At 70.2% G+C, this 24,615-nt stretch carries 26 protein-coding genes and 4 tRNA genes; 19 read left to right on the forward strand and 11 right to left on the reverse strand.

The features are described from left to right. From FFT21_RS01940 to FFT21_RS01955, 4 genes are all read right to left on the reverse strand, one after another. A partial coding sequence (locus FFT21_RS01940; protein WP_137811991.1) for a helix-turn-helix domain-containing protein occupies positions 1–240 on the reverse strand: 240 nt, incomplete at its 3' end. Between the two features lie 64 nt (positions 241–304). After that, on the reverse strand, positions 305–565 hold the full coding sequence (locus FFT21_RS01945; protein ID WP_192909350.1) for a transposase: 261 nt from the start codon (positions 563–565) through the stop codon (positions 305–307). A gap of 986 nt (positions 566–1,551) precedes the next feature. Then, positions 1,552–2,382: a PP2C family serine/threonine-protein phosphatase gene (locus FFT21_RS01950; RefSeq protein ID WP_192909351.1), complete on the reverse strand. Its 831-nt coding sequence runs from the start codon at positions 2,380–2,382 to the stop codon at positions 1,552–1,554. After that, the gene (locus FFT21_RS01955) at positions 2,382–3,206 is read right to left on the reverse strand and encodes a hypothetical protein (protein ID WP_137811994.1); all 825 of its coding nucleotides are present in this window, start codon (positions 3,204–3,206) and stop codon (positions 2,382–2,384) included. The genes FFT21_RS01950 and FFT21_RS01955 overlap by 1 nt, the downstream gene beginning before the upstream one ends. Before the next feature lie 112 nt (positions 3,207–3,318). Here FFT21_RS01955 and FFT21_RS01960 point away from each other — a divergent pair, with 112 nt between their 5' ends. From FFT21_RS01960 to FFT21_RS02020, 13 genes are all read left to right on the forward strand, one after another. Further along, positions 3,319–3,648, forward strand: a complete 330-nt coding sequence (locus tag FFT21_RS01960; RefSeq protein ID WP_137811995.1) for a hypothetical protein — start codon at positions 3,319–3,321, stop codon at positions 3,646–3,648. Positions 3,649–3,962: 314 nt separating this feature from the next. Then, a complete protein-coding gene (locus tag FFT21_RS01965) occupies positions 3,963–4,190 on the forward strand; it encodes a hypothetical protein (RefSeq protein ID WP_137811996.1) in 228 nt (75 codons plus the stop codon). 6 nt (positions 4,191–4,196) lie between these two features. Next, a complete protein-coding gene (locus FFT21_RS29495; RefSeq protein ID WP_225978034.1) occupies positions 4,197–4,745 on the forward strand; it encodes a GIY-YIG nuclease family protein in 549 nt (182 codons plus the stop codon). A gap of 2 nt (positions 4,746–4,747) precedes the next feature. Next, positions 4,748–4,930: a hypothetical protein gene (locus FFT21_RS01975; protein WP_137811997.1), complete on the forward strand. Its 183-nt coding sequence runs from the start codon at positions 4,748–4,750 to the stop codon at positions 4,928–4,930. 110 nt (positions 4,931–5,040) lie between these two features. Beyond that, a complete protein-coding gene (locus FFT21_RS01980; RefSeq protein ID WP_137811998.1) occupies positions 5,041–6,405 on the forward strand; it encodes an FtsK/SpoIIIE domain-containing protein in 1,365 nt (454 codons plus the stop codon). Between the two features lie 83 nt (positions 6,406–6,488). Beyond that, a complete protein-coding gene (locus FFT21_RS01985; RefSeq protein WP_137811999.1) occupies positions 6,489–6,818 on the forward strand; it encodes a WhiB family transcriptional regulator in 330 nt (109 codons plus the stop codon). Continuing rightward, positions 6,818–7,027 (forward strand): hypothetical protein, encoded by a 210-nt coding sequence (locus FFT21_RS01990; RefSeq protein ID WP_137812000.1) that lies wholly within the window; start codon positions 6,818–6,820, stop codon positions 7,025–7,027. The genes FFT21_RS01985 and FFT21_RS01990 overlap by 1 nt, the downstream gene beginning before the upstream one ends. 1 nt (position 7,028) lies before the next feature. After that, entirely contained in the window at positions 7,029–7,520 is a 492-nt protein-coding gene (locus tag FFT21_RS01995) for a hypothetical protein (protein WP_137812001.1), read from the forward strand. A gap of 52 nt (positions 7,521–7,572) precedes the next feature. After that, positions 7,573–8,331 carry a DUF2637 domain-containing protein gene (locus FFT21_RS02000; RefSeq protein ID WP_225978035.1) on the forward strand — a complete coding sequence of 253 codons (759 nt, stop codon included), beginning with the start codon at positions 7,573–7,575 and terminating at the stop codon, positions 8,329–8,331. After that, positions 8,328–8,612, forward strand: coding sequence for a hypothetical protein (locus tag FFT21_RS02005; protein ID WP_137812002.1), 285 nt, complete (start codon positions 8,328–8,330; stop codon positions 8,610–8,612). Before FFT21_RS02000 ends, FFT21_RS02005 begins: the two co-directional genes overlap by 4 nt. Before the next feature lie 119 nt (positions 8,613–8,731). Continuing rightward, a complete protein-coding gene (locus FFT21_RS02010; RefSeq protein ID WP_137812003.1) occupies positions 8,732–10,078 on the forward strand; it encodes a replication initiator in 1,347 nt (448 codons plus the stop codon). Continuing rightward, positions 10,075–10,425, forward strand: a complete 351-nt coding sequence (locus tag FFT21_RS02015; protein WP_137812004.1) for a helix-turn-helix domain-containing protein — start codon at positions 10,075–10,077, stop codon at positions 10,423–10,425. Before FFT21_RS02010 ends, FFT21_RS02015 begins: the two co-directional genes overlap by 4 nt. Continuing rightward, positions 10,425–11,678, forward strand: coding sequence for a tyrosine-type recombinase/integrase (locus FFT21_RS02020; protein ID WP_137812005.1), 1,254 nt, complete (start codon positions 10,425–10,427; stop codon positions 11,676–11,678). The genes FFT21_RS02015 and FFT21_RS02020 overlap by 1 nt, the downstream gene beginning before the upstream one ends. A gap of 72 nt (positions 11,679–11,750) precedes the next feature. On the opposite strand, the gene FFT21_RS02025 is transcribed toward FFT21_RS02020, so the two are convergent. The 4 genes from FFT21_RS02025 to FFT21_RS02040 form a co-directional block, all read right to left on the reverse strand. After that, positions 11,751–11,825, reverse strand: a tRNA-Val gene (locus FFT21_RS02025). 1 nt (position 11,826) lies between these two features. Continuing rightward, positions 11,827–11,898 (reverse strand) — tRNA-Cys (locus FFT21_RS02030). Positions 11,899–11,957: 59 nt separating this feature from the next. Continuing rightward, positions 11,958–12,030, reverse strand: a tRNA-Gly gene (locus FFT21_RS02035). Positions 12,031–12,156: 126 nt separating this feature from the next. Then, on the reverse strand, positions 12,157–12,582 hold the full coding sequence (locus FFT21_RS02040; protein WP_137812006.1) for an SsgA family sporulation/cell division regulator: 426 nt from the start codon (positions 12,580–12,582) through the stop codon (positions 12,157–12,159). Between the two features lie 746 nt (positions 12,583–13,328). Between FFT21_RS02040 and FFT21_RS02045 the strand changes: the two genes are divergently transcribed. After that, a tRNA-Val gene (locus FFT21_RS02045) sits at positions 13,329–13,400 on the forward strand. A 529-nt stretch (positions 13,401–13,929) separates the two neighbouring features. Beyond that, positions 13,930–14,592 carry a hypothetical protein gene (locus FFT21_RS02050; protein ID WP_225978036.1) on the forward strand — a complete coding sequence of 221 codons (663 nt, stop codon included), beginning with the start codon at positions 13,930–13,932 and terminating at the stop codon, positions 14,590–14,592. Between the two features lie 120 nt (positions 14,593–14,712). On the opposite strand, the gene FFT21_RS02055 is transcribed toward FFT21_RS02050, so the two are convergent. Further along, positions 14,713–15,924, reverse strand: a complete 1,212-nt coding sequence (locus tag FFT21_RS02055; RefSeq protein WP_192909352.1) for a glycosyltransferase 87 family protein — start codon at positions 15,922–15,924, stop codon at positions 14,713–14,715. A gap of 451 nt (positions 15,925–16,375) precedes the next feature. Here FFT21_RS02055 and FFT21_RS02060 point away from each other — a divergent pair, with 451 nt between their 5' ends. After that, positions 16,376–18,511: a putative bifunctional diguanylate cyclase/phosphodiesterase gene (locus tag FFT21_RS02060; protein WP_137812008.1), complete on the forward strand. Its 2,136-nt coding sequence runs from the start codon at positions 16,376–16,378 to the stop codon at positions 18,509–18,511. On the opposite strand, the gene FFT21_RS02065 is transcribed toward FFT21_RS02060, so the two are convergent. Then, positions 18,494–19,924: an MFS transporter gene (locus FFT21_RS02065; protein ID WP_137812009.1), complete on the reverse strand. Its 1,431-nt coding sequence runs from the start codon at positions 19,922–19,924 to the stop codon at positions 18,494–18,496. The two genes, FFT21_RS02060 and FFT21_RS02065, sit on opposite strands and share 18 nt — an antisense overlap. Positions 19,925–20,001: 77 nt before the next feature. On the opposite strand from FFT21_RS02065, the gene FFT21_RS02070 reads away from it, so the two are divergent. Continuing rightward, positions 20,002–20,631: an IclR family transcriptional regulator gene (locus FFT21_RS02070; RefSeq protein WP_137812010.1), complete on the forward strand. Its 630-nt coding sequence runs from the start codon at positions 20,002–20,004 to the stop codon at positions 20,629–20,631. A 407-nt stretch (positions 20,632–21,038) separates the two neighbouring features. Here the strand turns inward: FFT21_RS02070 and FFT21_RS02075 are convergent, their stop codons facing one another. Beyond that, the gene (locus FFT21_RS02075) at positions 21,039–21,587 is read right to left on the reverse strand and encodes a hypothetical protein (protein ID WP_137812011.1); all 549 of its coding nucleotides are present in this window, start codon (positions 21,585–21,587) and stop codon (positions 21,039–21,041) included. 364 nt (positions 21,588–21,951) lie between these two features. Between FFT21_RS02075 and thrS the strand changes: the two genes are divergently transcribed. Continuing rightward, on the forward strand, positions 21,952–24,009 hold the full coding sequence (thrS, locus tag FFT21_RS02080; protein ID WP_137812012.1) for a threonine--tRNA ligase: 2,058 nt from the start codon (positions 21,952–21,954) through the stop codon (positions 24,007–24,009). A gap of 32 nt (positions 24,010–24,041) precedes the next feature. After that, a complete protein-coding gene (locus FFT21_RS02085; protein ID WP_137812013.1) occupies positions 24,042–24,599 on the forward strand; it encodes an HIT family protein in 558 nt (185 codons plus the stop codon). Positions 24,600–24,615 lie beyond the last annotated feature (16 nt).

Consider the following 24,615-nt stretch of genomic DNA (forward strand, 5'->3'; position numbering starts at 1 on the left):
CAGCGGAAGTATGGATCGATAAACTCTCGATACGGTCGACTGGCTGACTCCGAACAGGTCGCCCACAGCCGCCTGGTTCAGATTCTGCCGGACGTATACCAAGGTGAGTACGACAGCGCGATACAGTCCCACCACCGGAGGCCAGACTTGCTTTTTATTACAGGAGACGATCTGCCAAATGCGAGCAACAAGCTCCTCGATCTGGTCGGCAGCAAGTCCTGTAGTAGACTGGTAACGCAACGGCCCCGCCTGTAAGTCGTGTTCTGTGGGAGGAAAACGATCTTACCTGATCGGGGCCGTTGCCCTACTTTGAGGTGATCAAGCCGGCCTGAATAACGCTCTCAAGTTGCCGGTTACGCTTACGTAGCTCGGCGAGTTCTTTTTTCTCCGTGGTGGAAAGCCTCGCCGCGCTTCCCTTCTCGTCGGCATCCGCCTGGGCCATCCAGTTGCGCAGGCAGCTCTCGCTGATGCCGAGTTCCTTGGCGATCTGGGCGACCGGTTTGTCGCCCTGCCGGGCCAGCTCCACGGCACGCTGCCGGAACTCGGCCGGGTGTGGTGCGGGCATGCCAGACATCCTTCCTCGTGACCAACGGTCACCTCAGGTCAGGTGTCCGGATCAGGGGGCCAAGCTCACGGCACGTCAAGGACTCCATCGATCGGGCACGCCTGGCAACGACAGCCTCAAACTTGACACAGATGTGAAGAAGCCCGCGACCAAAGATCGTTAGGAGATTTTCACGTCAGAGCCGCTCCCGGGCCACAGATGCCGACTAGTATGTGGTCAAGATCAACTGCTCCCGGTTTGCTCCCACCGACGGCGGACGGCCCGCCGGTGAGGATCGACGGGCCGTCTGACCAGCACATATGCCTGGTGGGCGATACTGGGATTGAACCAGTGACCTCTACCGTGTCAACGCGGTTACCAGGTCTCACGAAGTGTCGGCGCGGGGCGCTGATGTGGGCGTTCGTGTTGGCGCGTGTCGGCGCGTTCATGCTGCTGACAGCTGGTGTGCTGACTTTCTGCTGACTCGGTGGATGACCTTTGGTGATCAACACCAAGCGGGGAGCCTTGTGCCATCCCGTCGACCTGGCGCAGCCCTATCACGCCGGGTTCAGGGGCGCGACCTGCCGGCGGACTGCACGGACGGTGCCAAGCTCGCGCCCCTGGTTCCGGCGTGATAGCCCTTCCGGGAGGTCGGCGGGATGGCGCTCCGAGCTGCCCGCGTCCGCAGCGTTGCGCCGTTCGGGCTATCCCGGAGACCTGCCGGGGGTGCGGGGGCGGCGAGCGCCCCGCGTCCACCTGCGCCGGGTGACCGTTTCTCGCTTGCGGCCCCGGCGGTGGGTCGCCGGCCGGCCTGACCGTCCGGGCGCCGCCGGCCCTACCTCGTGCCGGGCCGGCGCGGGACCGGCCGCCAGGCCGCACGCCCGCTTGCCGGCCCGGCAGAGGGTCGGGGCCGAGCGGCTTGCCCGGACGGATCGAGAGCCGTCGGCCGAGCGGCCCCGCGCTAGCGGGGCCGCCTTGATGAAGAAAAGAAATTCTGAACGTGGGCACTACGGGCGCTGTCGGTGAGTGACGCGGCACGGCTTCCACACCGCGATCAGCTTGTCGTCGTGCACCTTGGCTCTGGGCAGCAGCGCGCCGGAGGGGTCGTTGCGGCTTTCCCACTCTTGGAGTTCTTGTAGTTGCTCGGCGAGTTGGTCGTCGGTCATCTCGGCGATCCGTTCCCAGGGGATTCCCAGGTGGTCGACTGGTCGTTGAGCACCATCGGTAGCGAGGATGCACCACTCTACGGTGTCAATCGGGAAGCTCTGGACGATGGCGTGTTCGGCTGCGGAGGGATCGGCCTCGGCAATCCAGTATCCACCGGGTGTGTTCCGCGCCGCTAGTTGTTCTTCTTGGAGGCTACGGAGCAATGCGCGGTGGGTGTTGTCGTAGCCGCTTCCCGTGCGTAGTCGGCTCCGGTACTTGTCGTGGTATTCGGGCGCTACTGCGGCTAGTCGGGTATCCGTGATGCGGTGTGGTTCGTCGTGGTACGTGGTTTTGACGAGCGCAGTGCTATCGCCTAGCAACAGAAGGTCGATGTTCTCCGAAGACTTGCGGAGGATCAGCACGGTAGATGACGGAGAATGGCCGGGTTTGAGTTGTAGTTTAGAAGCTACCGCGTTGATTGATCGGCCGAGGATTACGCACAGTGACTCCTGGTCGGCGGGAAGCCTTTGGGAGAGGTCGGCTATCAGCTCGTCAACGAAACGCTCAGCGTTGATTACCGCAGGGGTGAAACTTGACGCACCGTCCAGCACGATCAATCCGTTGGTGACGGCGGCCCAGCGGTCTTGTCCTCGTCCTTCATGGGCCGGTAGGGATGCTGTGTGGATGGTCATCATGTCCAGCCTCGGGGCGGTACGAGGACGTTCGTCTCAATGGGAGTCAGACCGTCGAACTTGGTTGTGACGGCCATGCTGAACTCGGCATCGCCGTAGTTGGCGAACAGGTCTGGCAGTGAAGTCATAAGGTAGTGTGCTGCTCCAACAGAGCCGAGGGCGTGTAGTCCTGCGATGTGCACGACCACTTGGTTTCCGTATTGGTGCCGAGCTATGTACGCATGGTCGGCTCGTGCAGGCTCGCGTTCGTCCATGGGGGACAGGAACCGCTCGCCGGTCGCCCGGTCCTCGATGTACCAGTGCACGTTGTCACCGAGGGTCATGCCCAGCAGCGGGTCTTGGGACATGAGCTTGTGACCGATGTGGGCGGAGGCCGGACCGCAGACGACGACGGCGTCGCCGGCGGGCTCCCACTCTTCGCGGGGGTCGATGATGAACCGGTTGGTCAGGAACACCAGCTTGCCCAGCTCGTCGATGAGGTGGGTGCCGGTGGCGTCGTCCTCGCCGGCGATGACGGGGTCTTGACGGCCAAGGATGATGCGTCCGGGTAGTGCCACTGTGAGCGGTCCGACACCGAAGAAGGCCCGGTATGCAGGGGGCGCGCTGGACCGGATCTGAGTGATGCGGCCCTTGGTGAGGCCGAAGGCCTTGGCGACTTCGGCATAGCTGCCTCCGAGGACGTCGCGTGCCTCTTCGATCGCTGCTCGGCGGATGCGAGCCAGTTCGGTGGAGCGTTGCTGGTAGACGGCGAGCAGCTCCGTGGCGCGTCGCCCCCGGCTGATGGGGTCGGGGTCGCGTCGTACTGCCTCGAAGTCCTCGTCCACGGGCGGCGAGTTTAGACCCCTTGACGCTCGCAGACACGCGGGCTACCCTGGTTTAGGCCCCTCAACCAGCAGTACGGCAAGATGGTTTAGGGGGATAAACGAAGGAGGCGAGATGCGGGACATCCCGGTCAACCTGGGCGGCTTCAAGCTGCGGATCACGGAGGAGCCGTCGATGAAGATGCGGGAGCGGGACGGGCAGAAGGAGCCGGTCACCGTGGACGGTGTGAGGCAGTTCACCGTGTCGCTGTTCGCCAAGCGTCCCGGGCAGAAGGGTGAGGAGATCCGGGTGACGCTGCCGGCGGACCCGGGGGAGGGGTTCGAGGAGGGGGACTTGGTCGAGCTGATCGACGCGACGGTGTCGCCGTACTCGTTCACCAACGGCAGGGGCGAGACGGTGTCGGGGATGGCGTTCAAGGCGGCCGGTCTGAAGCCGCTGGGCTGACCACCCGTTTGATTCCGCGTTCCGTTCTAATCGAGCGCACGACGTAAGCCGTTTTGGCGGCTGCCTGCTCTTTGAGAATTCCATAGTGGGCCGAACCATGCCTGAAAACGGCGCAATGTGTTCTTTGGTTGCGCACATTGGCCCCCGGGGGCCGGTGGTTTCCGGGGGTCTTTGTGGCTGACCGAGGAACGGAGTTTCGGCGACAGAGGTGGTGGGCGGTGATGGCGTGCGCGCACTGGTTCTTTTACGTGATCGGTGGTTTGGCGACGTGTTGCGACTGCGGCCATACGTGGCGGGTCGGATAGGAGGTCGGCATGGCAGGGGCAAGTGGCGAGCCGGTCAAGCGTCGGTATCCGGTCAAGCCGATGGAGGATGGCGACGATCCCCGGTTCACGTTCGGGCTGGTCTTGGAGGTGGCCGAGGTGCTGGCCAAGCACGGGTATCCCTCGCCGGCTGATCCGAGCTGCGCCATGGATTTCGTGGACCTGCGGCAGATGCTGTTCCGGTTCCTCTACGCGGAGGACCGGCGGGGGTTGTGGTGATCCGAGATGGGCTCACCGCAGGGGACGGTGTATCTGCTGCATTTTGATCGGCCGTATGAGCACGCGCGGCATTACACCGGGTGGACGACCGATCTGGACTCCCGGCTGGCCGAGCACGCGACCGGGCGGGGTGCCCGGCTGTTAGAGGTGGTCAGCGCGGCCGGGATCGGGTGGGAGCTGGCGCGCACGTGGCCGGGCACGCGGGCGCGGGAGCGGCAACTGAAACGGCAGGGCGGCGCATCGCGGCATTGCCCGATGTGCGGCGTGAAACCACGAAACGGAGGGTTATCGGTGCAAGTACAGGCGGTCAACCGGCAGGCACAACGCAAGTACGCGGAGTTCATCGGCGCGCTGGACTTCGTGCGCGAGGTGCTGACTGAGGCCGGGAAGCTGGTGAAGAAGCACAACGGCAAGCCGGGGGACGCGGCGTGGTCGATCCCGGATCGGGACGAGTTGGAGGCCGCGCACAAGAAGGCGGTGGACGATTTGCAGGCGCTGCGGTCCAGCGCGAAGAAGTACGAGAAGGAACTCGTGTCGCGGACGTGGAGGGTCTAGTCGTGAGCTACCAGGCGGACCGGGTGACCGAGAACATCGACAAGGCGATGAAGCAACTGCGGGAGGCGATGAAGGGTATTCCGATTCGCTGGGCGGGGTTCAAGAAGGAACACGACAACGCCGCCCGGTCGATGGCGAACCTGACCGTGCTGATCACCGACGCGCGGTCGTCATTCAAGCGGTGACCAACCAACCCAACGGAGGGGAGCGGGGCCGGCCCGGGGCACTCCTGCGCTTTGTCGCGCGGGTGGTTGTCGGGGTCGGCCCCGTTTCCTGTCGGGAGGTGTGAGATTCGATGCGTGAGCAGGCGAAGTCCAAGCGCCGCACTGGGATCGAGGTGCGGGCCGGGTTGTGGCTGGCCCGGCATCCGCACTTTGTGGCGGGTCCGGCGGCGGTCGCGGCGAGTGTGGCCGAACTCGGCCCGGTGGCCACCGGCAGCATCGTCGGCGGGCTGACGGCCGGCATGTTGGCCTGGTACCGGGCGCACCCGGACTCCTTCGACACCCTGGTCGCGCCCCGGCTGCGGGCGTTTCGCAGGCGGTGGTGCTCCCGCTACACCGGCCACCTGTGGCGGGACGTGGCGCTGTCCTGCGACCTGGCCCCGGTGCACCGCCGCACGGGGGAGCACCGGTTTCCTCGGGTGCTGCGGGTGCGCTCGTACTCGCCGACGATCGACTCGGTGCTGGTGCGGATGGTGCCGGGCCAGTCGGTGCGCGACTGGCAGGACCGCGCCGAGGCCATGGCCGATGCCCTGCGGGTGGAGCGGGTGGCGATTGAGCGGGTCCGGCCGCAGATTCTCGGCCTGGTGGTGCAACGTGCCGAGCCGTTCACCGAGGTCATCGACGCACCCGAGATCCCCGCCGATGTGGACGCGGTGGATGTGGGTCGGTTGTATCTCGGGGAGGACGAGTACGGCCACGACTGGTGCGAACGGCTGGCCGGTCGGCACTGGTTCGTCGTCTCGGCCACCGGTGGCGGGAAGAACAGCATCGGCTGGTCGGCGGCGCGCAGTCTGGTTCCGCTGATCGGCGAGGGCTCCTGCCGGTTGTGGATGCTGGACCCGAAGCGGGTGGAGCTGCAGGCCGGGGCGGGCATGGCCCATCGGTATGCGGCCGAGCCGGACGAGATGCACGCGGTGGTTGAGGAGTACGTGGAAGACCTGCGCGAGACGCAGCGCCGGTTGTCGGCGGCGGGGCTGCGCAAGGTCACCACACCCTCCCGGGAGTTCCCGCTCAACGTGCTGATGATGGACGAGCTGGGGATGCTGATGGCCTATGGCGATTCCCGGCTCGCGCGGGACTACCGCTCCTGGCTGGCTGAGATCGGTTCCCAGGGGCGGGCCACGCTGCACTCGATGATGGGTTTCGTTCAGGAACCCACCAAGGACGTGGTGCCGATCCGGGACCTGTTCACCACCCGGGTGTGTCTGCGGGTCACGGCGGCGTCGCATGTGGACATGGCGCTGGGGGATGGGGCCAGGTTGCGCGGCGCCCTGGCCGATGAGATCCCCGACGACCCGGCCACCGCCGGTATTGGCTACGTGGTCCGCCAGCGTTCCCGCGTCCCGATGCGCGTGCGCGCGGCCTATGTGGACGACCGGGAGATCACCGAGATGGTCGAGGCCGTCCAGCGCGGCCGGGACCTGCGCGTCGTCGCCTAGCCGGCGCGCGGCCCGGCCACCCCTCGGGCGATGCCCCTTTCCCTTTCCCATTTCCGCACCGGTATTTCCGGGAGGTCTTTGTCATGCCCCGAAGTGAACTCGGCAGCAGCTACCCGGGATACCGGGCGCTGATGCTGGCCCTGTTCGGCCGCTCTGGTCGGCCACCCGCGTGGCGTGCCCGCGCGGCCTGCCGGGATGAGGACCCGGCGGTTTTCGATGACCCGGACCGCACCGACGACGCCCTGGCCGTGTGCGCCGGCTGCCCCGTGGTCGAGGAATGCCGCACGGATCAACTCGCCTGGGAGCGGCAGTCCGGGGTCCGCCGCTTCCACCCCTCCGGCGTCGTTGGCGGCCTGACCGGCACCGAACGCCACCGCATCCACTACCCGCCCAAGAAGAAGGAGGTGGCCTGATGCGCCCCGTCCTGCTCGTGGACACCCGCACCGCCGGCCGCGCGGTGCGGCTGTTCGTCAAGGCCCTGTTGCTCGCCGCGCTGGCGGTGTTCGTGGTCTACGTCGTCTACGGCCTGGTCGCCGCCGTCACCGCCGGCCTGGTCGCCGGCCTGCTGCTCGCGTTCGCCGTGCGGGTGGCGCGCTGGTTACTGCGCGGGGGAGGGGACTGACGTGGACGGCTTCCAGCCGGCCCTGTTCGGCAGCGCCGCCATCCCGGCCAAGCCGGCCAAGCCAGCCGATCAACCGGCGCGGTCGCCGCGTGGCCAGCGGGGCGGATCACCCCAGGTGGCCGCCGAGGTGTTGGCCGAGGTCAACCAGGGCCGCTACGGGGTGGTGGATGCCACCGACCGGATCGTGGTCTTCGAAGACTGGGACCGGGTGCGCCACGCCGTCGAGGAAGACGTGATCGCCTCGCTGATGGCCGGCGGCTACGTCACGCAGAACGGCAAGGACACCGTGGTGTGCCATCACGGCGCGATCCTCCGACCGGTGACCCCGCTGCGGCTGACCCACCGGGGCCGGCAATTGCTCTCGCGCTGGTCCGCGCTCAAACCGCTCGGCTCGACCACGCGGTGCCTGTGGTGCGGCAAGCAACCCGTGGCCGGCATGTGGCTGGGCGATCCGCTGTGCGCGGACTGCCTGGCCGGCGCACGGGTCGAGTAACCACAGCCAGCGGACCGTCCACACCAAACCAACAGAAGGGAGGAATACCGCCGTGTCCGCACGCAACAAGGCCGCCGGGTTCGGCGGGTGGCTGGCCGGCGCGATCCCGGTGCTGGTGGCCACGGTGCTGGGTGGGATCGGCGCGGCGGCCGGCTTCACCCACACCCATGATTGGGCCGAGCACCACGGCCAGCACGGCTGGCTGGCGTGGGCGGACGCGGTGGTCATCGAGGGCATCGCCACCGTGGCCGGCTTCGAGATCCACCGCGACCACCGCGCCGGCCGGCACCCGTCGTGGCGCTCGTTCCCGGTCGTGGTCCTGGTGGTCGGCTTCGTCGTCCAGATGGCCGCCCAGGTCGCCGAAGCCGAACCCAGCCTGCCCGGCTGGCTCTTGGCCGCGATGCCCGCGCTCGGGTTCCTCACCGTGGTCAAGCTGCTCATCCGCCGGATCCCCGCCGACACGCCGGCACCGTCCACCCCGGACACCGACCACACCGACAAAGCCACCAACCGGGAAGCCCCGGCCCGGCCGGCACCTTCGGCCGCTACGGCGGCGGGCGCGTCGGCTCGGCCGGTACCTCGGACGCGGCTGCGGCTGCCGACGGAGATGCGCGAGGCGATCCACGCCACGGCCGACCAAGCCGCCCGCGACGGCCGGGAACTGACCGTCGACGACGTCCGCCAAGCCGTCCGCGTCCCGGCCGACCTGGCGGAACAGATCGTGCGAGAGATCAACCACGCCCGCAACGGGCACACCCTCACCGGCTCAACAACCCACACTCGACAACTCTCGGAAGGACAAACCCCGTGATCGCTGGGATGTACGACGGACAGATGTACGACGCGTACGGGTACGGCGAGTACCACGCCCGCCCGGACGGCAGCGTGTGGCTGCCCCGGATCAGCGACGAGGACTACACCAAGCACGAGACCCGCGTCGCCTACTACGAACCTCTCGGGGACCTGCTGCCCTGGCAACTGTGCCACCCCACCTGTGACCGGCCGGTCCGACGCAACGGCGCTCCGCTGGAGGGGCTGCGGTGGGCTGTCGCCGAGGATCTGCCACCTGATCAACCTTTCTCCGCCGCGTAACCGCACCACCGACGCATTCCACGGGGCATGGCCGGCATTGGCCGTGTCCCGTTCTCGCTTCCGGCCCGTGCCGGCCCTGACCCCGTCCCCTCGTCCATTTAGGAAGGAGGTCAGTGGTCGTGCTGACTCTGGAAGACCGCATCACCCGCCGGCTCCGCGCCAGCGACTACACCGGCTGGCGGGCCAAGGTGGAGGCCACCGGCGGCTGCCTACACCCGGTGCACCTCACCGGCCGCTACGAGCTGCAAGACCTCACCGGCGCGGCACTCACTGGCCGGTCCGGGCACATCTTCGCCCCGTGCGGCAACCGCCGCGCCAGCGTGTGCCCGGCCTGCTCGGACCGCTACGCCGCCGACGCCTTCCACCTCGTCCGCGCCGGCCTGGCCGGCGGCACCAAGGGCGTGCCCGGCTCGGTGGCGGAGCGGCCGCGGTTCTTCGTCACCCTCACCGCCCCCTCGTTCGGCCCGGTGCACAACCGGCGCGTCTCCCGGCGAGGTCGGGTCCAGCCGTGTGCCTGTGGCGGCTACCACCACGACGCGGACCCGCGCATCGGCACCCCGCTGGACCCGGCCGGCTACGACTACACCGCGGCGGTGCTGTGGCAGGCCCACGCCGGCGAACTGTGGCACCGGTTCACCATCGCCCTGCGCCGCCAGCTCGCCCACGCCGCCGGGCTGTCCGAACGGGCCTTCCGCGAGTCCGCCCGGCTGTCTTACGCCAAGGTCGCCGAATACCAACGCCGCGGGCTGATCCACTTCCACGCGGCCATCCGCATCGACGGCCCCACCGGACCCGACACCCCGGCCCCCGCGTGGGTCACCGCCGACCTCCTCGAGCACGCCATCCGCGCCGCCGCCCGCACGGTCACCCTCACCGCCGCCCGCCCGGACGGCGCCCCGGTCGAGCTGGTCTGGGGCGAACAGGTCGACATCCGCCGCATCCGCCCCGACCAGGCGCACCAGGTCGAGGACAAGCGCGGGGAGATCAGCGACCAACGGCTGGCCGGCTACGTCGCCAAGTACGCCACCAAGGGCACCGGCAAGACCGAAGCCGCCGACCGGCCGATCCGCTCGCAACGCGACATCGACCACCTGGCCGTCGCCGACCACCACCGGCGAATGATCCAAACCTGCTGGGACCTCGGCGCGCTGCCGCAATACCAGCGGCTGAACCTGCGCAAGTGGGCCCACATGCTCGGCTTCCGGGGCCACTTCCTGACCAAGTCCAAGCACTACTCGACCACCTTCAAGGCCATCCGCGAAGAACGCCGCACCTACCGGCTGCGGCAAACCCTGGACGAACTCGAAACCCAGGGCGTGGACCTCGACACCGTGGTGGTCGTCAACCACTGGCAATTCACCGGCATCGGCTACGCCGACCAGGCCGAACGCGAACTAGCTGAAGCCATCGGCGAACGCAAACGCCAACAACGCCAACGGAAGTACGAACAGGAGGAAGCAGCATGACGAGCCACCACGGCAGCTCGAATGCGTACGTGCAGCCGTACGTGCCGCAGGGCGGAGACAGCGTGGGGGAGGTGCTTCCGTTCCGCGCTCTCGCCGGCTCGCCCGGGAGGAATGGCCGGACTCAACAGGGTCGTGGCGTCGGGCCGAGGTCGAACATCTCAACGGAGCGCCTGGTCTACAAGGTGGACGAGGTGGCCCGGATGCTGGGTCTGTCGCGGGGGATGGCCTACCAGTACGTGCGGGAGGGCGTGATTCCTGCCGAACGCATCGGCCGGCGCTGGGTGATACCGCGCCGCCGGTTCCACGCCTGGCTCGATGGGCTCTCGGCGGAGGGAGGTGGTTTCTGATGGGCCACATCGTCCAGACCCCGGCCGGAAGCTGGCGGGCGAACTGGCGCGAACCTTCCGGCCGCCAACGGTCGAAGACGTTCAAGACCAAGCGGGAAGCGAGAGCCTTTCTCGCCCAGGTCGAGACAGCGAAGACCCGGGGTGAGTACGTCAGCCCCCACGGTGGGCGGACGCTGTTCCGGGATCACGCTGACCGGTGGATGAAGGCGCGGCGCACCGAGATCACCACGGCCGCGCGGGATGCCTCGGTGATGCGAACCCACGTGTTGCCGCAGTGGGGTGACTGGCCACTGGCCAAGATCGATGAACTGTCGGTGCAGACATGGATCACCGAGCTGGCCGGTCGGCGGTCGCAACCGGTCGTTGCGAAGTGCCTCCAGCTCACCTCGGCGGTGATGCGCTCGGCGGTCCGCAACAAGCTGATCGGCACCAACCCCTGCGAGGGCGTCACACTGCCGAAGCTGCGGAAGCGGGACACCGACGAGCGGATCATCAGTCGGGCGGACCTGCGGGCGCGGTTACTCCCCGCTGTGCCCGAGCGGTACCGCGCTGTGGTAGCTGCGGCGGCCGGCGCGGGCCTGCGTTGGGGCGAGGTCGTCGGCCTGTGCACCGACGCGGTGGACCTCGACGCGGGCTACCTGCGCGTGGTCCGGACCGTGGTTGAGGTCGCGGGCAACACGTCGATTAAGCCCTACCCGAAGTCCAGCGCGGGCCGGCGCACGGTCCCGCTGCCGTCCTGGGTGGTTGAGGTCATCTACGAGCACCTGACGCGGTTCCCGGTCACGGACGGCGCGCTGCTGTTCACGAACCTGGCCGGGGGAGCATTGCGGCGGACCCTCTTCCGCTCCCGGGTCTGGCGGCCGGCGCTCGTGCGAGCTGGTCTGCTCGGCCGGGTGACGGCGACCGAGGCCGACACCTGGCGAGGGGAGTGGACCGCCGAGGACGGCACCGCGGCGGCCAAGGACTTCACCAGCGAGACGGAGGCCATCAAGGTCGTTGCCCGCGAGGCGGCCGGCGGGCTGCGCTTCCATGATCTCCGCCACTCCTACGCCACCTGGCTGGTTGACGACGGTGTGCCGGTGAACATGGTCCAGCGGGTGCTCGGGCACGAACGCTCGTCCACCACGCTCGACCTCTACACCCGGCGCACCGATGACGGGGGCCGCATCCTGCGGGCACTCGGGGACGCTGACGAGGACGGCCCGGACGATGATCCCGATGAGTCAGCGGGCGGAGCGCTGACTTCTCGCTGATTCTCCACGGCCCCAGACACCACGAAGGCCAGGTCGCCGGCTCCTGATCAAGCCTGTGACCTGGCCCTTTCGTGGTGGGCGATACTGGGATTGAACCAGTGACCTCTACCGTGTCAAGGTAGCGCTCTCCCACTGAGCTAATCGCCCGAGGCGGAGGCGGGAATCGAACCCGCGTACAGGGCTTTGCAGGCCCTTGCCTAAACCACTCGGCCACTCCGCCGTTGCCCCAGGGGTGAGAAGTTACCCCAGGATTCCGGCCCGGGCAGAAGGGCCGCCCAGAGCGGACGACGGGACTCGAACCCGCGACCCTCACCTTGGCAAGGTGATGCGCTACCAACTGCGCTACGTCCGCGTGACCGTGGCTTCCGGCTTGGTCATCCGTTCACCCGGTGCGAGCAAGACTCTAACGGACGGCCGAAGTGGGGATCAAACCGGGGTCGCCTCACGGCATCGTGCCTGGCCAGAGGCGAGTGCGGGGTCAGGTGAGGTCGTTGGAGATGAGCTGGGTGAGCGCCTCGTCCACGTTGACCCACAGGTGCTCGTTGCCGGGCACGGCGACGTCGTAGGTGCGGTCCAGGAAGTCGGCGAGCTCCTGCGCGGACGCCTCGAACATGGCGTGACCCGACGGCGAGCTGAGCTCGATGATGACCACCTCGGGGTCGTCGGTGGCCGGACGGATGCGGACATCGCCCTCTCCGGCGTCGGAGATCAGTCCGTCGGCGAGCAGGTCGCGGGCGAACACCCACTCGACCCAACCGGCACGCCCGGTGCGGAACGCCGCCACGACCGCGTAGGGGTCGCGGGTGTCGTAGCGAAGCTCGACCTGAACCGGGACGGCTGGGGTCCGCGGTGCCAGCAGATCGAACACCGCGGTTGAGCGGAGTGTCACGTGATCATTGCGCATCGTCGCTACCCTTCTGCTCCCTTCCCGGCCAGGAAACGACCGAGCTCCTCACTTGTGACGCGGATGTGGCCGAGAACGCTCGCGTTCCAGGCGGAGATCACCCGTCTGGGCCAGAAGTACTTCGCTGGGCGACTGGCGGACTGCTCTCCGTGTCCGCCCTTTGGGGTTGCGGGGTTCTCTGGCCGGTGTCGCCGATTTGTCGTTGTCGGTGCGGCGCGTTGGCCGCGCCACTTCTTTGTTGGCTGACCGGCGTCTGATGGTCGGGGCTGACCGGCTGACGCTCTTCTTGTCAGCGGTGATGATGCCATGGTGAGGCCCATTCGTACGTAGCTCAAACTCGGGGTGGGGCTGGAACGGGTGGTTTTGCCGGAACGGTTCCCGGGCTCGTGTGCGAACCGTGACCGGCGATATACGCGTAGTTGTTCACGTGGCCGGGTCCGGGACCGCGCCGGCGCCGACCTCGTCGATCACGCCCGGCTCACCATCAAGATCGTTTCACAGAGATGTGGATGCCAGGTGGGCGAGCGCGGCTGGGTACCACCTCGCGGCCGGACGGCGTGGCGTGGCCGGCGGGCACGAGCCGGCGGTGCACCGGGTGGTGCGCCGAGGTGCGAGGCGTTTCCGCTGGTGGACGCGGTGCGAGCGGTTCAGCGTCCGGCAGGGTGGCCCCTGTTGTCGGGGTTGTGGAGGTGATCCTGTAAGGTATGCACAGCACCGCGGGGGACGGCCCCGCGAGAGCCGAGTGCGGGCGATTAGCTCAGCGGGAGAGCGCTTCGTTCACACCGAAGAGGTCACTGGTTCGATCCCAGTATCGCCCACTCACCGCATGGCCCCGGAGGAACGCTTCCGGGGCCATCGTTGTATGAACCTTCACCCGCAGCGTCTGGTGTGACTTTCGTCACATCCGCGTTTGAGCGGTCATCGATCGACGTGGCGGCGGCCGGCGGAGTCACCGTTGTGACATCTGAGGCTGGTGAGCCGTCCCGGTATCCGACTCTGCCGCGCCGGGTACGTCGCGGCAGCCGAAAGATCGGCCATTCTTCGCCGGCCGCGATCCGTTTTCGCTGCTCAACTCGGTCATTCCGCACATCGGCTTCGGTCAATTCGGGAGTTCCTCGACGCGCACACCGGACGATTCTTCGTGCGGCGCCCGGCGGAACGTACTCCGCTGTTCTGGTGCGTCATTGATCCGTGCCGCTGAGGAATGGGCCGCACCAGACCGTGGACTCATCGGTCGCACCGGCCCCGCATGCCTCAGATGTCACCCGAACGGGTGAGGATGTCGTGGGGCCGTCGCCGGCACGTGGCGGCGGGACAAGCAGTCGCCGAACCCGTGGGAGGAAGCCGATGAGGACCCGCACCGCGACCAGCGGAGCCGCCTGCCTGCTGATGGTGCTGTGCGCCGTCGCGGGATGCCGGACCGGCACGCTGGGCGGCAGCCAGCCACCCGACCAGAACACCGGTGCATCCGGCCTCCCGGTGGGCAACAGCCACACGCCGATGCCCGCGCCGGACAGCTGTCGGCTGGGCAACCGGGACGGCCAACCGCTACCCGATCCGAGGTGCACCCCGGGCGCGGTGAACCCGGCGGTGAGCCAGGCCAACATCGACGACACGATCTGCAGGTCCGGCTGGACCTCCACCGTCCGCCCGGCCACCTCGGTGACCAGCCGGATGAAGGCCCAGTCCGCCCGCTCCTACGGGCTGTCGCAGAGCGAGCACGGCGAGTACGACCATCTGGTGTCGCTGGAGCTGGGTGGCGCGCCCGACGATCCGCGCAACCTGTGGGTGGAGCCCGGTTCGATCCCCAACCCCAAGGACGCCGTGGAGAACAAGCTCAACGAGGCGGTGTGCTCGAACCTCATCCCGCTGGCCACCGCGCAGCGGGCGATCGCGGCGAACTGGGTGACCGCGTTCGACGCCGCCGGGCTGCGGGTAGCGGGCGGCAAGGTCTGCCTGCGCCAGGACCCCGGCCGCTGCGCCAGCGGCCGGCACGGCGACTCCGACTGACAGTGCGTTCCGGGCCGCCTGGACGGTCTGCGAGCCCGGAACACGCCCGGGCGAAGCTCGGCGAGCGCTCGCGGCAGCAACACGGGACAAGCGCGGAACAAGCAGGCGGCCGGGCGGCGGTCAGGCCGGGTCGGCCGCCGCCCGGCCCGCCCGCACCGCTGCGGCGGCCGCGGAGACCAGCAGCGCCACCGAGAGCAGCACGTAGGAGTCGCCGAACAGTTGCTGGCCCGGCGTCCAGTGCAGTTCCCTGCCGTCGCCCTCGGGCAGAAAGTTGTGCGCGCCGACGGAGAACACCACGGCGATGGCCAGCGCCGCGGCACCCCAGCCCACGCTTCGCCACCGCACCGCGTGGGCCAGCACCGCGAGCAGCGCGGGAGCCACCCACACCCAGTGGTGTGACCACGACGTCGGCGACACCAGCAGGGCGGCCGTCGCGTTCAGGCCGAGCGCGAGCACGACCTCGCCGTCCTGCACCGCGTGCCGCATCGCCATCCACGCGGCCAGCACCACCAGGGCGGCCAGTACCAGCCACAGCGCGCTCTGCTCCGCCCTGGGCAGGTCGAGCCTGGCCAGCGCGCCGCGCAGCGTCTGGTTGGTGGCGAACGGCGACCCGCTCACCCCGGACGCGCCGGCCAACCCGCCGAACCAGTACCGCACCGACGCGGACGGCGCGGCCAGGAAGCCGACCAGGCTGGCCGCCGCGCCGCCGATGACCGTCCACACGGCGGCTCTGACGTCCCGGCGCACCAGGAAGAACAGGAGGAAGGCGGCCGGGGTGAGCTTGATCGCCGCGGCGACGCCGACCAGCACGCCCCGCGGCCAGCGCGGTCGCTCGACCAGGCAGTCCAGCGCGACCAGGACCATCAGCAGGATGTTCACCTGGCCGAACCAGTACGTTTCGCGTACCGGCTCCAGCCAGGTCGCCACGGGGAGCGCCAGCGCGGCCAGCACCACCGCGCCCCACTGCCCACCGCCCGGCCAGATGCGTCGGCAGGCCAGGTAGAGCGTGACCGCCAAGCCTACGGTGGTCAGCGTGAAGGTGGCGATCGCGGACACCGTCCACGGCACCAGGGCGAGCGGGCTGAGTAGGACCGCGGCGAACGGGGGGTAGATGAACGGCAGCCGGGTGCCCAGCTGGGTCGGCGGCAGTTGCCCGTACGGGTCGGCGCCGTGCAGCCACGCCTGCACGCCGAGGCGGTACACGTCCAGGTCGATGAAGCCGTGCCGGCCGGAGGTCAGCAACCGGTAGACCGCCGCGAGTTCGCCCAGCGCGGCGACGGCGAGCAGCGGCAGCCGGTAGCGCCGCAGCCCGCTCCCGACGGCTCGGACCACCGCCGGCGACGGGCGGCTCCCGCGTACCTCGGCAAGCAAAGACAATGTCCCACCACTCCACAGCGTCCCGGGCCAGGTGGACACACAGTAGTAAGCACCGCGGCACCGGGATGGCCCGGCCGGCCCCATGGTGACCACTCCACCGGATGATCGTGGCGGCACACCCTTCCGTCACCGTGGCGTACCGGAATGCCGCATTGCTACTCGCGCGGCCGGTTGGCGCAGATTGCCGGCCTCAGGTTGGTCCAGTCGGGTGGTCCGGCTGCCGGTTCATGGGGTGCGATGTGTCAAGATCAGTACACTCAGCGCGACGAAGCCCGTGGCGGCGTCGTGTTCGGCGCCGCGGAGATCCACGGCCCGCTCGGCGGTATCCAGGTGCCGCCGCGTGGCGGGTCCTCCTCCCGCCGGCACGGGGACGGCGCGGCGGCCGGCCGCACGACACCACGAGAGCATGCCCGACGACACAGCCGCGCAGGACACCAGCCACAGAACCGGATCGGCCCGCTCCCGGGCTGCGGGTGCCGTCGCCTTCGCCAGGCGGTGGGCCGCCGAACTGGTCGAGACCAGCCACGTGCCGATGTCGCTCGGGCAGGTCGAGGAGTTCCTGCTACCGCTGACCGAGCTGATCGCGGCGGCACTGGAGAGCGACCCCTTCGACGCCGAGCCGGTCGTGGAGGTGGGGGACGACCTGGTCGCCATGCACTTCACCGGCGAGGGCGTGCTGCGGTCGACACTCGCCCTGGTCACCGGGGAACTGCCGGAGCTGCTCTGCCTGCCTGGCGGGCCGGACCTCGTCGCCCGCGCCGGCGCCGTGTGCGGGGTGCTCGCCGACGCCTACGCGCACGCACTGCGCCAGCGGACCCTGGACGAGCAGGAGACGATCAAGCGGGCGGTGCTCAAGGCACGGGACGCGATGGAGCAGCGGCTGCGCGCCAGCGAGGAACGCTTCCGCACCGTGTTCACCACCTCGGCGGTCGGTATCGGCATCGTCAGCACCGACTGGTACATCCTCGACGCGAACGAGTCGTTGCTGGACATCCTCGGTTACGAGCGCGACGAGCTGTCCCGCACCTTCGCCGGGGAACTGGTGCACCCGGACGACATCAGCGGGCTGGCCGACCTCTACGGCGAGCTGGTGCGCGGCCAGCGGAGGCACTTCACCACCGAGAAACGCCTGCTGCGCAGCAACGGCGACCAGGTGTGGGCGCACATGGTGGTCTCGCTGGTCCGGGACGAGCGGGGCGAGCCCGACTACCACGTGGTGATGGTCGAGGACGTCTCCGAGCTGCACCTGCTGCAGGAGTGGCTGCGCCACCAGGCCGTGCACGACCGGCTCACCGGGCTGCCCAACCGCGCCCAGTTCGTCTCCCGGGTGGAGAGCGCCGCCGGCCGCGCCGGGCCGACCACCAGGATCGCCCTGTGCCACCTGGGCATCGACGGCTTCAAGGTGCTCAACAACGGGCTCGGCCACGACGTCGGCGACGGCGTGCTGCGGGAGACCGCGCTGCGGCTGCGTTCGCTCGTGCCGGAGAGCCGCGGGCTGGTCGCCCGCACCGGCGGCGACGAGTTCGGCATCCTGCTGGAGCGGACCTCGGACACCGCCGAGGTGGTCGACCTGGTGGAACGGGCGCTGCGCGCGGTCGCGGAGCCGATCAGGACCGGCGGGCACGAGGTGTCGGTGTCCGCCAGCGCCGGGGTGGTGGAGCGCCGGGCGGCCGGCGCGGACCCGGCCGAGTTGCTCCGCGACGCGGCGCTGACGCTGCACTGGGCCAAGACGGACGGCCGGGCCCAGTGGACGCTGTTCGATGCCGAGCGCAGCCGCCGGGACCGGGACCGCCTGGAACTGGCCGCCACCATTCCCACCGCGCTGCGCAACGGCGAGTTCTTCGTGGCCTACCAGCCGCAGGTGCGGCTCGCCGACGGGGTGGTGGTCGGCGTCGACGCCCTGGCCCGGTGGGACCACCCCGTGCTCGGCGAGCTGGGCGCCGAGCGGTTTCTGGACCTGGCCGAGCAGACCGGCTCGGCGGTGCCGCTGGGCTGGCGGCTGCTCGGCGAGGCGTGTGCCCAGGCCACTGAGTGGCGCCGCACCCTGCCCGGCCCGGCGCTCGCCGTGAACGTCCGGCTGGGCCTGCGCCACTGGCGGGACCCGGAACTCATCGGCGGGATCCGGTCGGTGCTCGCGGACAGTGGCCTGGACGCCGAGCGGCTCCGGCTGGAGGTGCCGGCGGCCGCGGTGCTCGCCGAGGACGGTGACCTCCCGGAGACCCTGGAGGTGCTGGGCGCGATCGGGGTGCGGGTGGTGCTCACCGGGCTCCGGCCGGGCCACGTCGACCGGCCGGCCCTGGAGCTGCTTCCCGTGCACGGGTGGAAGGTGAGCCGCGTCCCCGCCGAGACGGCCGAGGAACGCGGGCTGGCCGAACTGGTCGCCCTGGCGCACAAGGCGGACCGGGTGGTCGTCGCGGACGGCGTGGCCACCGAGGAACATGCCACTCGGCTCCGCGACCTCGGCGTCGACGTCGCGCAGGGCCCCCACTACGGCGAGCCGGGCCACGCCGCCGACATCGAGGAACTACTCGCCGACCGGTGAACCCGCCGCCACGGCCGGGGTGTCCCCGGTCTCCGCGTTGACCTCTTCCAGCGCGCGGCCGGTGGTGTGCGGGCCGAACGCGCCGATGTCCACCGCGATCGCCACCATGGCCGCGGCCACCACGGCGAACAGCGCTGACGCCCCGGCGTGGTCGAGCAGCGGCACGAGCACGAACGGCATCGCCGCGGTGGACAGCCGGGACAGCGCGTAGGTGGAGCCGGCGGCGGTGGAGCGCAACGAGGTGGGGAAGATCTCCGCCTGATAGATGTGGAACGCGTTGGAGAACACGTTCGACACCGCGGTGTAGGCGAAGCCGAGCACCAGGACCGTCGCCGTCGACCCCGCATAGCCGAAGCCGACGCCGAGCGCGGCCATCGCCAGGCACGACCCGATCACCAGGTACTTCCGCTCGAACCGCTCCACCAGCGGCAGCGACAGCGCGGACCCGATCGGGTAGCCGAGGAAGGTGACCGCGGTGAACAGCAGCGACTGCACCACCGGGTAGCCCTTCGCCGCCAGCACCAGTGGGACCAGCGTGCCGAACCCGTAGTAGCCGAAGGTCTGCAGCAGGTGGAATCCGGTCATCATGCCGGCCCGTCGGCGGTGCGGCGGCCGGAGCAGGTCACGCAGCCGGCCGACCCGGGACGGCGGAACCGGGTCCGCGGCCGGCTCGGCCAGGGTGTGCCCGGCGGCGGTCGCCTCCGCCTCGAACCGGCTGGCGATCGCGTCGGCATCCGCGTTCCGGCCCACCGACTCCAGCCACCGTGGTGACTCGGGCAGGCCGCCGCGCAGCAGGGCCACCACCAGCGCGCCCAGCGAGCCGAGCACGAACATCCAGCGCCAGCCGGCGAACCCGAGCGGGGCCAGCGATACCAGGGCGTGCCCGAGGAACCCGACCGTGGGCACGCCGAGGAAGGACAGCGTGTACGCCCAGGCGATGTACCGGCCGCGCCGGCGCGCCGGCAGCAGGTCGCTGAGGTAGGCGTCCGCCAGCGCCGGCTCCGCGCCCAGCCCGACCCCGGCCAGGAACCGGCTGCCCAGCAGCATCCACGGCCCGCCGCTGAACGCGCCGAGCAGCGAGAACAGCGAGTAGGTGCCCAGCCCGGCGAGGAACGCGCCGCGCCGGCCGAACCGATCGGCCAGCCGGCCGAGCAGCACCGCGCCGAGGAACATGCCGACGAACGTGCTGGCCAGCACCGCCGGTAGCTGTGCCTTGTTCAGGTGGAACTCGCCGACCAGCACCGCGCTGAGCACGCTGGTGAGGAAGATCTCGTAGAAGTCGAAGAACAGTCCCAGGCCGACGGCCACGGTGGCCATCCGGTGCGTCCGGGTGATCGGCAGCCGGTTCATCCGGGCGGCGACGGTCGGCCCCGGCGTGCTCGGCTCGCTCCGCGGCGCGGACCGCGTCCCCATCGACCACTCCTCCTCGCCCGCATGCTCGAGGTGCGCCGACCTTGCCTTCCCACATAGTGGCAAGTAGCGTTTGTTATGTGGGCGGGACGGTAACCGGCGTCGGTGTGCTCGACAAGGGGGTCGCGATCCTCGACGTGGTCGAGCGGGCGCCCGCCGGAGCCAGCGAACTGGCCCGGGAGACCGGGCTTTCGGTGTCCACCGCCCACCGGCTGGCCAACGCGCTGGTGGCGCACGGGCTGCTGCGCCGCGACCCGGACGGCCGGTTCCGGCTCGGCCCGCGGTTCGCCACCTCGGTGCTCACCGAGGTGGCCCTGCCGGTGCTGGCCGAGCTTCGGGACCGCACCGGCGAGTCGGCCCAGCTCTGGGTGCGCCGCGGCGAGCACCGGCTGTGCGTGGCCGCCGTCGACTCCACCGCGGAGCTACGCGCCGCCGTACCCGTGGGCACCCTGCTGCCGCTCCCGCTGGGCTCGGCCGCCACCGTGCTGCTCGGCGAGACCGACCTCGGCCGGCGCGGCTGGATCGAGAGCATCGCGGAACGTGCCCCCGGCGTGGGCTCGGTCAGCGCCCCGGTGCGGCTGCACGGCGAGGTGGTCGCCGCGGTCTGCCTGTCCGGCCCGCTGCACCGGCTCGGCCGCCGCCCCGGCGAGCGCTACGGAAGCGTCGTGGTGACCGCCGCCCGCCAGGTCGAGGCGGCCGTGCACGTCTGACAGCCTGTTCCGGGAACCGGACGGACCCTGCGATAACGAGTATGGGAACGTGCCAGGGCGAAGCCCCGCGATCGCGGGGGCGGGGCGCCTGGTCAGGCGCGACCGGAGTGCCGGGTCCCGATCGCGCCCCGGCGACGCGATCGCGGCGCGCGTTCAGGAACAAGCACTGAACCCGCGGCCCGACCAAGTCCTGCCGGGCCACGCCGGAGTATCCGCCCGCCGCTCGCGGTCTGATCAGGATGTCGCCGGTCCACGGCACGGCGCTGGCGGGTGTCCGGAGTGGTCCAGCGCACGCGGCGGGTGCGGTCCGGCCCGACGAGCCGGTGCCCCGGCTGCTCGGCGACCGGCCGCTGCCGGCGTCCTGAGACGTGGGACGGGAGCACCGGCGGCAGCCGGGGATCCGGACCTCAGGACGGGGTGGCCGGCGCGGAGGGGGTCGGCGTGGAGGACGGCGACGGTGCGCCCGGTCGCGATCCGTGCCGGCCGCGGTGGGCGAAGCCGCGCCCGTCCCACTGCGGCGGCAGCTGCCGGCCGTGGTGGTAGCGGCCGTGGGCGGCCGGCCCGCCGCGGCCGTGACCGCCGTCGCCGTGCGTGCTGAACGCGACGATCCCGCCGCCGATCAGCAGGCCCAGCACCCCGGCGGCCACCAGTTGGGTGGCCCGGTGCCGGACGATCCGGCCCGCGGTCTGCCGGGCACGGGACGATCGGCCGCCCGCCGTGGGCGGCGGAGGGACAGCCGGGGTGGCCCCCACCGGCCGGGTGGCATCGCGGTCCGGAGCCTCCGCGGCGTGTGCGGACGCGCTCTGCCCGGACGCGGTCTGGTCGGACGCCGCCTGGCCGGCGGTTTCGTGGCCGGCGGTTGGCTGATCGGCGGTCGGCGGGGAGGTGGGCTGCTCGGGGGCCGGGTGCTCGGACGCCGGCCGCTCGCCGGACCGGTCGTCACGGGGTTCGGACATCGCCTGCTCCTGGTCGTGCGCTGGCGGCGGAGTGACCGCCGCGACAGCATCAGCATGCACCCGAATTGTTGAAGAAACGCTGAGAGCGACCTGTCGACTCCCGGAACCCTCGGTCCCGATCGGTTGAGCGAGCGCGCCGCCCCGGGTACCGGGGGCAGCGGGGTAGGTTGGGCGGGAGTGGCCCGCGCCCAGGAGCGCCTGGCGCAGGACGGCGCCGAGGCGGCCGACGGTCACCCGGCCGCGGCCGATCCGGTGGCGAAACCCGCAGGTGGTGCCCGGCGGCCGGCCGATAACATCGATGTCTGGTCATCAGGTTTCCGTGGCCTCGCGGCGGGACCGCGGGGGTCCGTCAGGAGGAGTCATCGTGTCCGAGCAGCACCCGGCCGCCGTGGTACCCGCTGTCCGCGTGGCGGTGCCGGCCGGCACGACCGCGGGCACCGCGGTGCGCGAGGCCGGGCTGCCCGGCAAGGGGGCCGACGCCGTCGTGGTGGTCCGCGACCCGGAGGGGCGGCTGCGGGACCTGTCCTGGGCGCCGGAGATCGACGTGGAGGTCGAGCCGGTGGCCGCGGGCACCGAGGAGGGCCGCAGCGTGATCCGGCACTCCTGCGCGCACGTGCTGGCCCAGGCCGTGCAGCAACTCTTCCCCGAGGCCAAGCTGGGCATCGGCCCGCCGGTGCGGGACGGCTTCTACTACGACTTCGACGTCGACCGCCCGTTCACCCCGGAGGACCTGCGGGCGCTGGAGAAGCGCATGAAGCAGATCGTCAAGGGGGCGCAGCGGTTCTCCCGGCGGGTGGTCGAGTCCGTCGACGCGGCCAGGCAGGAACTGGCCGCCGAGCCGTACAAGCTGGAACTGGTCGACCTGAAGTCCGATGTGGACACCTCCGAGGTGATGGAGGTCGGCGGCGGCGACCTGACCATCTACGACAACCTGGACCCGCGCAGCGGTGAGCGGGTCTGGTCCGACCTGTGCCGCGGCCCGCACGTGCCCACCACCAAGCACATTCCGGCGTTCAAGCTGATGCGGGTGGCCGCCGCGTACTGGCGGGGCAACGAGCACAACCCGCAGCTGCAGCGGATCTACGGCACCGCGTGGGAGTCGCAGGAGGCGCTGGACCACCACCTGGAGATGCTCGCCGAGGCGGAGCGGCGGGACCACCGCAGGCTGGGCGCGGAGCTGGACCTGTTCTCCTTCCCCGACGAGATCGGCTCGGGGCTGGCGGTGTTCCACCCCAGGGGCGGCGTGGTGCGCAAGGAGATGGAGGACTACTCGCGGCGCCGGCACGAGGAGGCCGGCTACGAGTTCGTCTACACCCCGCACATCACCAAGAGCGCGCTGTTCCAGACCTCCGGGCACCTGCAGTGGTACGAGGAGGGCATGTTCCCGGCGATGCACCTCGACGCCGAGTACGACGGCGAGGGCAAGGTCCGCAAGCCCGGGCAGGACTACTACCTCAAGCCGATGAACTGCCCGTTCCACAACCTGATCTACCGCTCCCGGGGCCGGTCCTACCGGGAACTGCCGCTGCGGCTGTTCGAGTTCGGCAGCGTGTACCGGTACGAGAAGTCCGGCGTGGTGCACGGCCTGACCCGCGCTCGCGGCTTCACCCAGGACGACGCGCACATCTACTGCACCCCCGAACAGTTGCAGGACGAGCTGAAGTCGCTGCTGACCTTCGTGCTCGACCTGCTCCGCGACTACGGCCTGGACGACTTCTACCTGGAGCTGTCCACCCGGGACGAGAACAAGTCCGTGGGCTCCCTGGAGAACTGGGACATCGCCACCGAGGCGCTGCGCGACGCGGCCCGGGCCAGCGGCCTGGAACTGGTGGACGACCCGGGCGGCGCCGCCTTCTACGGGCCGAAGATCTCGGTGCAGGCCAAGGACGCGCTCGGCCGCACCTGGCAGATGTCCACTATCCAGGTGGACTACAACATGCCGGATCGGTTCGGGTTGGAGTACACCGCCGCGGACGGGTCCCGGCAGCGGCCGGTCAAGATCCACCGGGCGCTGTTCGGCTCCATCGAGCGGTTCTTCGGCGTGCTCACCGAGCACTACGCCGGCGCGTTCCCGGCCTGGCTGGCGCCGGTGCAGGCGGTCGGCATCCCGATCGCCGACGAGCACGTGGAGCACCTGCTCCAGGTGGCGAAGGAACTGCGCGCCCGGGGCGTGCGGGTCGAGGTGGACACCTCGGACGACCGCATGCAGAAGAAGATCCGTACCCACACCACGCAGAAGGTGCCGTTCCTGCTGCTGGCCGGTGGCAAGGACGTCGAGGCGGGGGCGGTGTCGTTCCGGTTCCGGGACGGCACCCAGGTCAACGGCGTTCCGGTGGACCGGGCGGTCGCGGCGATCACGGAGTGGATCGCCCGCCGGGACAACACCTCGCCCACCGCGGAGAGCTTCCGGGCGGTGCTGTGACACCCTGGCCCGTCGACCGCGGAGGCGGCAGAGTGACCGGCCGGCCGGAGTTCGTGGCCCAGGACGGTGTGGGGGAGCACGACGCGCTGCAGCGGCTGTGGACCCCGCACCGGATGGCCTACATCCGCGGCGAGAACCGCCCGGACGACGAGAACGCGGTGACCGGCTGCCCGTTCTGCCGGGTGGTCGACCTGCCGGACGCCGACGGTCTGGTCATCGCCCGCGGTGAGCTGGTGTACGCGGTGCTCAACCTGTACCCGTACAACCCGGGGCACCTGATGGTGCTGCCGTACCGGCACGTGGCCGACTACACCGACCTCACCCCGGACGAGACGGTGGAGTTGGCCGAGTTCACCCAGCGCGCGATGCGGACGGTGCGATCGGTGTCGGCGCCGCACGGGTTCAACATCGGGATGAACCAGGGTGCGGTCGCCGGCGCCGGCATCGCCGCCCACCTGCACCAGCACGTGGTGCCCCGGTGGGGCGGGGACTCGAACTTCATGCCGGTGATCGGCCAGACGAAGGTGTTGCCGGAACTGCTCACCGAGACCCGGGAACTGCTCGCCGGCGCCTGGTCGCGCTCGCACTGAGTCGGGCGGATCCCGG

The sequence above is a fragment of the Gandjariella thermophila genome, from assembly GCF_005405885.1.
Taxonomy (GTDB): Bacteria; Actinomycetota; Actinomycetes; order Mycobacteriales; family Pseudonocardiaceae; genus Gandjariella; species Gandjariella thermophila.